At 69.0% G+C, this 12,188-nt stretch carries 14 protein-coding genes; 1 reads left to right on the plus strand and 13 read right to left on the minus strand.

The annotated features are described in order from the left end of the window. The 6 genes from VFZ39_RS15160 to rplS form a co-directional block, all read right to left on the minus strand. Positions 1–213 (minus strand): pilus assembly protein TadG-related protein (locus tag VFZ39_RS15160; RefSeq protein ID WP_330866615.1); only part of this gene is annotated, 213 nt, incomplete at its 3' end. Continuing rightward, positions 210–728: a TadE/TadG family type IV pilus assembly protein gene (locus tag VFZ39_RS15165; protein ID WP_330866628.1), complete on the minus strand. Its 519-nt coding sequence runs from the start codon at positions 726–728 to the stop codon at positions 210–212. The genes VFZ39_RS15165 and VFZ39_RS15160, both read right to left, overlap by 4 nt. 171 nt (positions 729–899) lie before the next feature. Continuing rightward, entirely contained in the window at positions 900–1,208 is a 309-nt protein-coding gene (locus VFZ39_RS15170; RefSeq protein ID WP_330866616.1) for a DUF2469 domain-containing protein, read from the minus strand. Further along, the gene (locus VFZ39_RS15175) at positions 1,205–1,921 is read right to left on the minus strand and encodes a ribonuclease HII (RefSeq protein ID WP_330866617.1); all 717 of its coding nucleotides are present in this window, start codon (positions 1,919–1,921) and stop codon (positions 1,205–1,207) included. Before VFZ39_RS15175 ends, VFZ39_RS15170 begins: the two co-directional genes overlap by 4 nt. A 9-nt stretch (positions 1,922–1,930) precedes the next feature. Next, positions 1,931–2,761 carry a signal peptidase I gene (gene lepB / locus VFZ39_RS15180; protein ID WP_330866618.1) on the minus strand — a complete coding sequence of 277 codons (831 nt, stop codon included), beginning with the start codon at positions 2,759–2,761 and terminating at the stop codon, positions 1,931–1,933. A gap of 58 nt (positions 2,762–2,819) precedes the next feature. Next, positions 2,820–3,170 carry a 50S ribosomal protein L19 gene (gene rplS, locus VFZ39_RS15185; protein WP_330866619.1) on the minus strand — a complete coding sequence of 117 codons (351 nt, stop codon included), beginning with the start codon at positions 3,168–3,170 and terminating at the stop codon, positions 2,820–2,822. Between the two features lie 369 nt (positions 3,171–3,539). On the opposite strand from rplS, the gene VFZ39_RS15190 reads away from it, so the two are divergent. Next, positions 3,540–4,982 (plus strand): HNH endonuclease signature motif containing protein, encoded by a 1,443-nt coding sequence (locus tag VFZ39_RS15190; protein WP_330866620.1) that lies wholly within the window; start codon positions 3,540–3,542, stop codon positions 4,980–4,982. A 216-nt stretch (positions 4,983–5,198) separates the two neighbouring features. Here VFZ39_RS15190 and trmD read toward each other — a convergent pair whose 3' ends face one another. The 7 genes from trmD to VFZ39_RS15225 all read right to left on the minus strand — a co-directional run. Next, entirely contained in the window at positions 5,199–6,350 is a 1,152-nt protein-coding gene (trmD, locus tag VFZ39_RS15195) for a tRNA (guanosine(37)-N1)-methyltransferase TrmD (protein ID WP_330866621.1), read from the minus strand. A gap of 13 nt (positions 6,351–6,363) precedes the next feature. Then, positions 6,364–7,374: a Kelch repeat-containing protein gene (locus tag VFZ39_RS15200; RefSeq protein WP_330866622.1), complete on the minus strand. Its 1,011-nt coding sequence runs from the start codon at positions 7,372–7,374 to the stop codon at positions 6,364–6,366. A 41-nt stretch (positions 7,375–7,415) separates the two neighbouring features. Next, on the minus strand, positions 7,416–8,501 hold the full coding sequence (locus VFZ39_RS15205) for a dipeptide ABC transporter ATP-binding protein (RefSeq protein WP_330866623.1): 1,086 nt from the start codon (positions 8,499–8,501) through the stop codon (positions 7,416–7,418). After that, positions 8,498–9,550 carry an ABC transporter ATP-binding protein gene (locus VFZ39_RS15210; RefSeq protein WP_330866624.1) on the minus strand — a complete coding sequence of 351 codons (1,053 nt, stop codon included), beginning with the start codon at positions 9,548–9,550 and terminating at the stop codon, positions 8,498–8,500. The genes VFZ39_RS15205 and VFZ39_RS15210 overlap by 4 nt, the downstream gene beginning before the upstream one ends. A gap of 13 nt (positions 9,551–9,563) precedes the next feature. Next, entirely contained in the window at positions 9,564–10,493 is a 930-nt protein-coding gene (locus tag VFZ39_RS15215; protein WP_330866625.1) for an ABC transporter permease, read from the minus strand. After that, positions 10,486–11,490, minus strand: coding sequence for an ABC transporter permease (locus VFZ39_RS15220; RefSeq protein WP_330866626.1), 1,005 nt, complete (start codon positions 11,488–11,490; stop codon positions 10,486–10,488). Before VFZ39_RS15220 ends, VFZ39_RS15215 begins: the two co-directional genes overlap by 8 nt. A 100-nt stretch (positions 11,491–11,590) precedes the next feature. Beyond that, a partial coding sequence (locus VFZ39_RS15225; RefSeq protein WP_330866627.1) for an ABC transporter substrate-binding protein occupies positions 11,591–12,188 on the minus strand: 598 nt, incomplete at its 5' end.

A 12,188-nucleotide genomic window follows, 5' to 3' on the forward strand; every position in this document is an offset into this window, starting at 1 on the left:
GGCCGCGGACGGGGGGGCGCCAGCGACCGGCGTTGCCGTCATCTCTGCGCCGCCAGCCAAGGCAGCGTGGTCCGCCTGCGTCTGGGTCCAGGTCCGGCGAGCCACCATGTTCCCGAGGTCGACGGCCATGGCCGCGAAGACCACGAGAATCGTCGCCACCAGCGCCGTCATGAGCGCCACGGCGCCGCGCTCGTCCCTGCGTCGCGCGCTCAACTGCAGTCTCCCGCTTCCGTGTCTTCGAGCCGCGCGTTCACCGTGCGCGTGACGATGCCACCGTTGGGCACCGGTAGGAACCCGATGATGTTGGCGTCCGCAGTGACCGTGACCTCGATTTCGGTGACGCCCACCTCGGCACCTGTCAGGGAGGTTGGGTTCTTGGAGATGCCGGTCGCTTGCGGAGATTGTGCTTGGACCTTCGCGAGAGCGTCGTCACCCGTCCAGCAGTCGCCCACAGCAAGGCGCCGAGTCACGTTGCTGGCCGCCCCGCTGGCGGTCTCAGCGACGTAGAAGTACCAGCCGTACTGGATGATCCCGAACACCAGCAGGATGAAGAACGGCACGACCAGGGCGAACTCCACCGCCGACGCGCCGCGGTCGGCGCGGCGATCGCGGAAGGGGCGCACGAGCATCCGGTCACCTCGCTGATCAACGGGCAATACACGCAAGGAACGGTCACCCCCCATGTTCATGACGCCACTTCGCTCCGGATTGCTCGAGGGGAGCTGCATCGCCGCCACTGGTCTAGATCTCCCCCAGCGACAGCGGTCATCGCGAGGACGACGACCCCCCTGGTTCTTGGACTTCTTTACTTCCAAGTGTCGCAGGTGTGCGGCGAGGAGGAGCCATTTTGGCAGGACCAGGCGGTGGGCTCCGTCAGGCCCGACCCCGTTGTCGCCCGCTCATGCCTTCGGCGGGTCGATGTCCGACGGCGAGAGCTCCTCGACATTGACGTCCTTGAACGTCAGCACCTTGACGTTCTTGGCGAACCGGGCTGGGCGGTACATGTCCCACACCCAGGCGTCGCTCATCGAGACCTCGAAGAAGACGTCGCCGGACTCGGTGCGAGCCTTCACGTCGACCTGGTTGCAGAGGTAGAAGCGGCGGTCGGTCTCGACGACGTACTTGAAGATGCCGACCACGTCGCGGTACTCGCGGTAGAGCGTGAGCTCCATCTCGGTCTCGTACTTCTCGAGGTCCTCGGCGCTCATCGCATCTCCTCCACCAGCTCCGGCTCTGCGGCTTCCTCATTCTGCCCCGGCGCCAGCGGTTCGAGGCCGGCGGCCCGCCGGACGTTCACGAACCGCATCCGGTGCTCCGGGCACGGTCCGTGGCGGGTGAGTGCCTCGGCGTGCACGTCGGTGATGTAGCCCTTGTGCGTCTTGAAGTCGTACGACGGGTAGCGGTCGTGCAGGCCGGTCATGATCCGGTCACGGGTGACCTTGGCCAGCACGCTCGCGGCAGCGATGCACGCGGCGACCCGATCCCCCTTCCAGATCGCAAGCCCCGGCGTGCCGAGCCCGTCGACGGGGAACCCGTCGGTGAGCACGTAGGCCGGCGGCACCTCCAGGAGAGCCACGGCTCTCCGCAGCGCCTCGACGTTGGCGACGTGCATCCCGAGCCGGTCACACTCCTCGGAGGAGATGGCCACCACCGACCAGGCAGTGGCGCGCTTCAGGATCTGCTGGTAGCACCGCTCGCGCGCCTTCTCGGTCAGGAGCTTGGAGTCCGCCAGACCGGGCACGGTGCCGAGCCGGCCAGGCGGCAGGATCGCCGCCCCGGCCACCAGCGGACCGGCGCAGGCACCGCGGCCGGCCTCGTCGACCCCCGCGATCGGCTCGATGCCGACCCGGCGCAGCGCGCGCTCGTAGCCGTAGAGACCAGCGTCGCGCCGGATGGTGAGGCCTCGGGGCAGCTGGGACACCGTCGTACCTCAGGGAGCGTCGGGCACGTCCGCGAACGCGTCGGGGCGGCCGACCCAGTCGAAGCGCGACGTGGGCCACAGCAGCACGAACACCTTGCCGACGACCAGATCGACCGGCACGAACTCGTCGCCCGGCACGCACTCGGTCTGGGTCGCCTTGCACATGTGCTCCGACGAGTCCGCCGACCTGGCCCGGTTGTCGCCCATCACGAAGATCGTGCCCTCCGGCACCGGCCCGGCCTCCCAGTCGCAGGAGGGCGTGGCCCGCGGGCCGTTGCACTGCAGCCCCTGCTCGCGGATGTAGGGCTTCTCGTTCAACGGCTCCCCGTTGACCGAGATCCGGCCCCTCTTGTCGCAGCAGGTGATGGTGTCACCGGCGACGCCGATGACCCGCTTCACGAGGTGTCCGCCCTGCGGGTAGAGGCCGATCTTGGCCAGCACCTGGGCGGCCGCACTGGTCGGACCCTCGGCGTTGGGCGGCAACCAGCCGCCCGGGTCCTTGAAGACGACGACGTCGCCGCGTTCGGGCTCGCCGTCGAACCAGTACGAGACCTTCTGCACCAGGATCCGGTCGTTCTCGATCAGCCCCGGCTCCATCGACTCCGACGGGATGTAGAACGCCTGGACGAAGAGCGCCTTGATGACGATCGCGAGCGCGAGGGCCATCCCGAGCAGGAGCAGCGTCTCCTGCCACAGCGGCAGGTGCTTCTTCTCCTTGTCCTTGCCCTTGACCCTCTTGCCGGTGCTCACAGGCGGGTCCTCACGCTCGACGTGCGACGGCCGCGGCTCATCCTGGTCGTCGACGACGCCAGGGAGGGTGCCGCGGTCGTCTGAGGTCACGGCATGAGCCTAACGAGGTGGAACCAGCGGGGGGACCAGGGAGGCAGTGGCGGGGCTCTCAGCCCTCGCGACGCTCCTTGATCTTGGCCGCCTTGCCCCGCAGGTTGCGCAGGTAGTACAGCTTCGCGCGGCGGACGTCACCGCGGCTGACGATCTCGATCTTCTCGAAGATCGGCGAGTGGAGCGGGAAGGTCCGCTCGACACCCACGCCGAAGGAGACCTTGCGGACGGTGAAGGTGCGACCGACGCCGGAGCCGTGGATCCGGATCACGACGCCCTGGAACTGCTGCACACGGGAGCGGCTGCCCTCGACGACCTTGACGTGGACGTTGACGGTGTCGCCGGCGCGGAAGGCGGGTACGTCGTCGCGCTTGATGGCGTTGCCGAGCTCGGAAATGACGTTGCTCATGGTCTCTCCTCACGGTTGCCACAGGTCAGCCGCGGTATCGGATGATCACGCAGGTCGGTCCGGTGCGGTGGCCGGTGGCGCCGACTCCCCCTGTGGCAGGAGCCCGACGCAGACCTCCTGCCGAGCGCTGCTCTCGGGAGGTCCGGGTTTGGCCGACTGGACCGAGGAGCAAGTCTGCCAGAGGTGCGAGGCGACACGAAATCCGAGCACCCCGCCCCGGTGGTTGAGGTGCGAGGAGCGCCAGCGAGGAGCCTCGAAACCCCCGGGCCACACCCCTCATCCGACCGCTCCGCCGCGGGACGGGGAAGCACTGTGGACAAGGGGTTTGTGGGGTCGGTATTTGTCGGTGGTGGCTGCTTGAGTAGTCCCATGACCAGCACCGCCACCCCCGCACTCGGCTCGGATCCGGCCGTGCTGCCGGACGACGCGTCCGGGGTGCTGGCTTACGCGCGGGAGCAGCGGGCGGCCGCCGATCTGGCCGAGCGGCGGCTGTTGGAGGCGGCGGTGCAGTGGGCGATCATTCACCCCGCCGAGACGTTGGACGACGCCGAGGGCTACGCGTCGCGGGTTCACCTGGCCGGGGTCGATGAGCAGCCGGTCACCCTGGCCGGGCCCGGGGCACCGCTGGTGCGCGAGTTCACGGTCGCGGAGTTCGCTGCCGCGATCGGGGTCGGCACCGAGACCGGCAAGCACTACCTCGGCCACGCGATCGAGCTGCGTTACCGGCTCCCCCGGCTCTGGGCGCGCGTCACATCCGGCGACCTGCCGGCGTGGAAGGCCCGCCGGGTTGCCGTCGAGACCATCAGCCACGCCCTCACCACCGAAGCGGCGGGGTTCGTCGATGCCCATGTGGCACCGGTGGCGCACAAGATCCGCCCCGTCCAGCTGGCCCGCCTGGTCGAGGAGGCGATCGGCCGCTACATGCCCGACCACGCCGAGAAGCGCCGCCGTCGGGCCGCCGACGGTCGCCACTTCACCATCGACCGGGATCAGATCTCGTTCGCCGGCACCAGCCGGGTCACCGGGGAGCTGGACCTGACCGACGCGTTGGACCTGGAGGATGCGATCCGCGGGATCGCCGCCCAGCTGGCCGACCTCGGCTCAGACGACACGCTCGACGTCCGCCGGTCGATCGCGGCCGGGGAGCTCGCCCGCCGCCAGCTGGCCCTCGACCTCACCTGCGAGGACGAGCCCGACCCCGACCTCGAGGGCGAGCAACCGGCCGACACCAACCCGCCCTGCCGGACCCGGAAGTCCGGGACGAGGAGCCGGACGGTGCTGCACCTGCACCTGTCCCAGGCCGCCCTGGAGGGCCGCGACGCGGTCGGGAGGGTGGAGAACACCCGGTGCCCGGTCACCGCCGACCAGATCCGCGAGTGGTGCGGCCGCCCCGACACCGCCCTGACCGTCAAACCGGTCGTGGATCTAGAAGACCACGTCCACGTCGACGCCTACGAGGTACCCGACCGGATCGCCGAGCAGGTGGCGTTGCGCGACCACAGCTGTGTCTTCCCCTGGTGCACCCGGCCAGCGAGGAACCTGAGACCGGATGAGCATCCGTGCGACTGCGACCACGTCGTCCCCTACGACCCAGGCGGTCCACCTGGTCAGACCTGCAGCTGCGCGATCGCGCCGCTGTGCCGGCGCCACCACAGGCTCAAGACCCACTCCGCCTGGACCTACACCATCCTCGAGCCCGGCTCGTTCCTGTGGACCAGCCCGCAGGGCTACCAGTTCCTGCGCGACCACGAAGGCACTCTCGACGTCACCGCCGACCGGCGCAATCCGCGTCGACCTCGCCCACGAGATTGACCACGCCCCACACCCCGCCGGAACCGGCGGGGTCAGCGGCACGTCCACGGCCTGCGCTTGTGCGGTGGATCGACGTCACCACGTGACACCGGGCCCCCGCGCAGACCCCGGCCCGACCGGCCGCCCGGCGCGAATCGCAGACCTGCAGGCGCGCGAACGCGCCATGGTGCCGGCGGCCCAACCGGTGACGACGCGAGCCACGCTCGCATGCCCGATTCAGAACCGGCGCTTCTTCGTCAGCCGGACCGCACCCGGCACGTCGGGGTCCTCGCCGCGCAGCCGGTAGCCGGCGCGCTTGTACCGGCGGAGGTTGTCGGTGCTGCCGGCGCCGGTGAAGAGCGCGTACGACGTCGCCGCAGCGGGCGCCGCGGCCTCGATCGCCTCCAGCAGCACGCGACCGAGCCCCTGCCCCTGCAGGTCCGGCGCCACCATCAGCCGGCCGACATCCCAGACCTCGCCCTCCAGTCGGGCCCGGGCGCCGCCCACGAGCCGGCCGTGCCGCCGCATGACGAGCATGGTGCACTCCGGCAGCCAGCCGCGTACGTCGTCGAGCGACTCGTGGAGGGCCGGGACCCACGCGTCCGGGTTGGCCTGCTGCTCCTGCATCCAGCACGCCCGCTGCAGCGTGAGGATCTCGCCGGCGTCGGACGGGACCGCCGGGCGGATCTCCTCACCGCCGGGCAGTGCGGTGACCGGCAGCAGGTCTGGCCTCCGCTCCACGGTCCGGCGCAGCCGCTGCTCGTGCCGCCAGGTCGCGATCGCGGCGTGGTCGCCGCCGCGCAGCACGCTCGGCACGTCGAGGCCCCGCCAGGTCGGTGGCTTCGTGTAGCTCGGGTACTCCAGCAGTCCCGCCTCGTGCGACTCCTCGGTGAGCGACTCCGCGTTCCCCATGAAGCCGGGGACCAGCCTGATCACCGCCTCGATGATCACCAGGGCGGCCGCCTCACCACCGTTGAGCACGTAGTCGCCGATCGACAGCTCGCGCACGTCGTACGCCGGGGAGTAGTGGTCGACCACCCGCTGGTCGATACCTTCGTACCGGCCGCACGCGATCACCAGCCGGCCGCGGCCGGCGAGCTCGCGCGCCGTGGTCTGGTCGAACCGTCGCCCGGCAGGCGTCGGCACGACCAGGGTCGCGCCCTCCTCGAGCAGCTCGTCGAGCGCCTCGCCCCACGGCTCGGGCTTCATGACCATCCCCGCGCCGCCGCCGTAGGGGGTGTCGTCGGTCGTCCGGTGCCGATCGTGCGTCCAGTCACGGAGGTCGTGGACGCGCAGGTCGAGCAGGCCGGACTCCCGCGCCTTGCCGGGCAGCGAGAGCTCCAGCGGCGCGAGATAGCCGGGGAAGATGGAGACGACGTCGATCCGCACAGCCGTCAGCCTGTCAGGGCAGCTGCATCCGGTCGACGGTACGTACGTCTCGCAGCGGGTTCAGGGCGCAGCCGCCGATGGCATAGATGAACCCGTCGTGCACGACGAAGCCCATGCCGTGACGCGACAGCGTGAGGGGGTTGGCGGGCTCCCACGTCTCCGGGTTCCGCGCATCCGCGACGTAGGCGGACTCGTGGAGGGAGATCCACAGCTTCCCCTGTGCGTAGGCCAGGCCCGCGCGTGACATCGGCTCCGGCAGGTCGGGCAGGGGTGTCCACCGTCCCGTGCGCGGGTCGAACAGATCGACCTGGGCGCTGTCCTCGAAGTCGCGCTGCCCGCCGGCCACGATCAGCCCCTGCGGCACCGCCACCGTCTTGTGGGAGTCGCGGACGCGCGCTCGCGGCATGGCGGGGTCCGGCGTGGTCCACCGTTCCGAGCGTGGGTCGAAGACGTCGACCGCTGCGACCTCGCCGGCCACGTCCCGGCCGCCGATCACATAGATCCGCTTGCCGAACCGCGTGACCGTGTGGGCATAGCGGGCGTGCGGGAGCGGGGGCAGGTCCCGCCAGGCCCCGGTCCGGGTGTCGAGCACCGCCGCGAAGTCCATCGCCTGGCTGGTGGCGTCGAACCCACCGAACGCATAGATCCGGGGACCGACCGCGACCACCTCGAACGACGCGACGCCGACCGGCATCTCGACGTCGGACGTCGACCAGCTCCCAGTCGTGGTGTCGAGCACCTCGATCGACAGCAGCCGGTTGCCCCGCTCCCCCGTCATGCCGCCCATCGCCCAGATGTCGTCGCCGACGACCGCGGAGCCGAAGTCGTCACGCGGTGTCTCGAGACCCTCGATCGCCGACCAGGTCGGGAAGACGTCGGAGGTCGTGGTCACGCCGTCGGAGTCGGTGGCGGCCGACGTCCCGGAGGGCCCGGACGGCTCGGTGACGCTCGGCTCCGGCGAGTTCGGGGTCTCGTCGGAGGAACACCCGGCCATGGCCAGCGCGAGCACGCAGGCAGCGGCCACGGTGCGCCTCCGACGTAAGCGGAAGCGCGCGCCGGTCACCCTCAGGCGTCCTGCCCCTCAGGCTCGTCCTCGGCGTGGATCACGTCGCGCACCTTCGCGAAGTGGCAGGCCGACAGGTGGTCGGACCCCTCGCGGATCTGCAGCAGCGGCTCCTCCTCCGCGCAGATGTCCTCGGCCTTCCAGCACCGGGTCCGGAACCGGCAGCCGGACGGCGGGTTCGCCGGGCTCGGCACGTCGCCCTGCAGCACGATGTGGTCGCGCTGGCCCTTCATCCGCGGGTCGGGCACCGGCACCGCCGAGAGCAACGCCTGCGTGTAGGGGTGCGTCGGCCCGCCGTAGATCTCGTCCTCGTTGCCGAGCTCGACCGCCTTGCCGAGGTACATCACCATCACCCGGTCGGAGATGTGGCGCACCACGGAGAGGTCGTGGGCGATGAAGACGTACGCCAGCCCGAACTCGTTCTGCAGCCGCTCGAACAGGTTGACGACCTGCGCCTGGACCGACACGTCGAGCGCGGAGACCGGCTCGTCGCAGACGATGACCTTCGGCTTGAGCGCGAGCGCGCGAGCGATGCCGATCCGCTGCCGCTGTCCGCCCGAGAACTGGTGGGGATCGCGGTTGATGTGGTCGGGGTTGAGGCCCACCACGTCGAGCAGCTCCTGGAGGACCTTGCGACGCTCGCGGCCCTCGAGCGCCTCGGGGTGGATGTCGAAGGGCTCACCCACGATGTCACCGACGGTCATCCGTGGGTCGAGCGAGGAGTACGGGTCCTGCAGCACGATCTGGATGTCGCGGCGCAGCCGTCGCATCTGGCTCGGCTTCAAGCCAGCCATCTCGTGACCCAGCAGCTTGATTGAACCTTCGGTGGGCCTCTCCAGCCCCATCAGCAGCCGACCCAGGGTCGACTTGCCACACCCGGACTCTCCCACGACGCCGAGCGTCTCGCCCTTGCGCAGCTCGAAGGAGACGCCGTCGACCGCCTTGACGTGGCCGATCGTGCGCCTGAAGACGATGCCCTGGGTCAGTGGGAAGTACTTCCTCACGTTGCGAACGGTGAGTACGACGTCCGGGTCGTCCTCTCCGCCGTCGGCGATCGGCTCCTGGACCGGCGCGGTCTCGGTCGTCATGAGCCCATCACCTCCTCCCAGTAGTGGCACGCACTGGCCCGACCGCCGGGCACGGTGTACAACGGCGGCACGTCGACCTTGCACCGGTCCCTCGCGAACGTGCAGCGGGGGTGGAACGAGCAGCCGGGCGGCGGGTTCACCAGCGCGGGCGGCAGTCCCTTGATCACGGTCAGCTCCTGGCCCTTTTGGTCGACGCGGGGGATCGACTCCAGCAGCGCCTTCGTGTAGGGGTGGGCCGGGGTCTCGTAGATCTGGTAGACGTCGGCCTGCTCGACCGCGTTGCCGGCGTACATCACGCAGATCTTGTCGGCGACGTCAGCCACGACCCCCATGTCGTGCGTGATCAGGATCAGGCCGAGCCTCATCTCCTGCTGGAGATCCGCGAGCAGCTGCATCACCTGGGCCTGCACCGTCACGTCGAGCGCCGTGGTCGGCTCGTCAGCGATGATCACGTCGGGCTTGAGCGACAGCGCCATCGCGATCATCACGCGCTGTCGCATACCGCCGGAGAACTGGTGCGGGAAGTCGTTCGCCCGGTTCTTCGCGGCCGGAATCCCGACCAGGTCCAGCATCTCGACGGCCCTGGCCTTGGCCTGCTTGCGATCGGCGCCCTGATGGACGCGGAAGCTCTCCGCGAGCTGCCAGCCCACGGTGAACACCGGATTCAATGACGACAGTGCGTCCTGGAAGATCATGGCGATCTTGTTGGCGCGCACGTGACGGCGCAGCTTCTCGTCCATCGAGAGCAGGTCAACACCGCGGAAGCGCACCTCACCGCCGGCGATCTTGGCCGGCGGGCTGTCGAGGATGCCCATGATGGCTTGCGCCGTCACGGACTTCCCGCAACCGGACTCGCCCAAGATGCCGAGGGTCTCGCCCTCGGAGAGCGAGAAGCTCACGCCGTTGACGGCCTTGGCGACGCCGTCTCTGGTGTGGAACTCGACCTTGAGGTCCTCCACCTCGAGCAGAGGCGCGGACTTGTCGAATTCGACGTTCCGCAGCGGCGACTTCGCCGGCCCTGCGGAGACGTCGGTCTTGGTCTCGGTCATCAGTCTGCCTACCTCAGCGGCTTCGGGGGTCGAGGGCGTCACGCAGGACGTCACCCAGCAGGATGAAGGCGAGCACCGTGATCACGATGATCGCGCACGGGTAGATCAGCAGGTGCCAGAAGCCGGCGAGGGCAAGCGTCTGCCCCTCTGCGACCAGCAGCCCCCACGACACGGTCGGTCGCTGGTAGCCCACACCGAGGAACGTCAACGTCGCCTCGGCACTGATGTAGGCCCCCAGCCCGATCGTCGCGAGCACGATCACCGGCGCGATGCTGTTGGCCAGTACGTGCTTGCGGATGATGAACAGGTCGGTCGCGCCGACTGCCCTTGCGGCGTCCACGAAGTCCTTCTGCTTCGTCGAGATCACGCTGCCCCTCATGACGCGTGTCAGCGAGGTCCACCCGAAGATGATCAGCACCAACGAGATCGTCCAGATGTTGCGGGTCGGGAAGATCGCGAGGAACACCAGGGCGCCGAGGAGGAACGGCAGACCGAAGAAGATGTCGGTGATCCGGCTGACGACGGTGTCGGTGAACCCGCCGAACCAACCGGCGGCCGTGCCCGACGCCACACCCAGGATCACCGTCCCCCCCGTGACCAGGATGGCGACGATGACCGACTTGCCGGTGCCCCACACCAGTGAGGCCCACATGTCGCAGCCGGCGCTGGTGTAGCCGAACGGCTTGTCCCACGTCGGGGTCACCCGTGCGTTGTTGAGGTCGCAGGCGCCACGCGCATTTGGCGAGGTCGCGGCGAACAGCTGCGGGAAGAACGCCATCAGAAGAATGACGAACACCAGGATCGACGAGATCCAGAAGACCGGGTTGCGGACCAGCTCGTAGCGGACGTCGCCCCAGAGGGACCGGTTGCTGCCGGAGGTCCCTTCGGCGAGGGTGCCGGGCTCGGTCGTGGTCGCGGCCTGTGCCGCGCTCAGGTCACTCATAGCGGATCCTCGGGTCGAGTGCGGCGTACAGGATGTCGACGATCAGGTTGGCCACCAAGAACACGATCGCCAGCATCGTCACGACGCCGATGATGATCGGGGTGTCGTTGCGCTCGATCGCGGTGAACGTCATGAGACCGACACCTGGGACGTTGAAGATGCCTTCGGTGACGATCGACCCTCCGAGGAGGAGGCCCACGTCGATTCCGATGTACGTCACCACCGGGATCAGCGAGTTACGCAGGGTGTGGATGCCGATCGTCCGGCGTGTGGTGAGGCCCTTGGCGCGCGCCGTCCGCACGTAGTCGGAGCGCAGGTTCTCGATCAGGCTGGTGCGTGTCAGCCGGGCGATGGCGGCGAGTGAGAACGCTCCGAGCACCACCCCGGGCAGGACCAGGCTGAGCCACGGGTAGTCGGGGTTGTACCCGACCTGGAACATCTGCCCGAGCCAGTCGGGGGCCCACGAGCTGTTGCGGAGGTACAGGCCGAACTTCAACCCGAAGATCAGCAGGACCAGGGATCCGAACACGAAGACCGGGAAGGCGATCAGCAGCACGGTCGTCACGCGGACGAAGTTGTCGATGAACTTGTCCTTCCGCAGGCCAGCCATCATGCCCAGGACGATGCCGACGACCGTCTCGAAGACGAGCGCGATGACGGCCATCCGGGCGGTGATGGGCAGCCGGTTCATGAACTGGTCCCAGACCGGCTGCTGGCGGAAGTCGACGCCGAAGTCACCCTGCGCGTACTGGCCGAGTCGATCGATGAACATGCCGATGCAGGGGTTCCCTGTCGTCTCGAGGCACGGGTCGTCGAGGCCGTACTGGGCCTGGAGCTGCAGGATGACCTCCTGCGGGGGGGCGTTCTCGCCGAAAAGGGCGCGGACCGGGTCACCGACGATCTGGATCGTCAGAATGCTCAGCAGGTGGAGCAGGAACAGCGTTCCCAGGATCGTGGGAATGAACTGGATAAGTCGTCGGGCTACATAGCGCCCCATGAGGATCCCTTTCCCGTCACAGTGCGCAACCAGTTGCGGGGGCCGAGCCGTCGGCCCGACCCCCGCTCAGGTCGCCTGTGGTAATTACCTTAGGCGATCGTCACTGGTTGACGGTGATCTCCTTGAAGGCGATCTCGCCCTGGCCCACGTCGTAACGGACGTCGCCCACCTCGTCGGAGTAGGCGATCGCGGTGCCGCCGCTCCACATCGGGATGATCGGCATGTCCTCGAGGGCGAGGTCACCGGCCTGGTGGTAGAACTCGAAGCCCTCCTCCAGCGTGGCCGCCTCGTCGCCCTGCACCAGCGCGGCGTCGACCTCCTCGTTGGAGTAACCCGAGTAGTTCGAGTCACCGCCCGTGCCCACGATCGGGCGCAGGTAGTTCTCCGGCGACGGGTAGTCGAGCGACCAACCGAGGCGGAACGGGCCGTTGAAGTCCTGCGCGTCGAGCAGCTCGAGGTACTGGGCCCACTCGGTGGCCTGCAGCTTGTAGTCGAAGCCCAGGTTCTCCTGGACCTGACGGGCAGCCGCCTCGACCCACGCGTCGTGACCGGCGTCGGCGTTGAAGTAGTACTGCAGGGTCTGGTTCGGGTCGACGCCCGACTCCTCCAGCAGCTGCTTCGCCTGCTCCGGGTCGTAGACGCAGTAGCCACAGGCGTCGTCACGCGAGCCGGGGATCGGCGGGGTGACGATGTCGGTG

Source organism: Nocardioides sp. (genome assembly GCF_036374615.1).
Lineage (GTDB): Bacteria > Actinomycetota > Actinomycetes > Propionibacteriales > Nocardioidaceae > Nocardioides.